At 67.3% G+C, this 263-nt stretch carries 1 protein-coding gene; it reads left to right on the top strand.

Features of this window, described 5'->3' with window-relative positions; all coding sequences use genetic code 11:
• On the top strand, positions 1–263 hold a 263-nt coding region (locus ACRHNM_RS17070; RefSeq protein WP_431137827.1), incomplete at both ends, for an OmpA family protein.

Genomic DNA, 263 nt, shown 5'->3' with positions numbered 1-263 from the left:
GGCATTGACGTGGTCGAGATGCCGGATGGCAGCCTGCAGGTCAACATTCCGAGCAACGTGTCGTTCGGTACCGACAAGACTACCCTCAAGCCGGCGCTGCTGCCGGTGCTGGACAGCGTGGCGCGCTCGCTCAACCAGCATCCCGAGCGGGGCGCCAGGGTGGTGGGCCACACGGACAGCACGGGCACGCTGGCGCACAACCAGACTTTGTCGGTGAACCGGGCGCGCAGCGTCACGGACTATCTGTCGCGGCAGGGCGAGGC

The sequence above is a fragment of the Psychroserpens mesophilus genome (assembly GCF_050617655.1).
GTDB lineage: Bacteria > Bacteroidota > Bacteroidia > Flavobacteriales > Flavobacteriaceae > Psychroserpens > Psychroserpens mesophilus_A.
The sequence above is the reverse complement of the archived record's forward strand: the minus strand, read 5'-3'. Positions and strand labels throughout refer to the sequence as shown.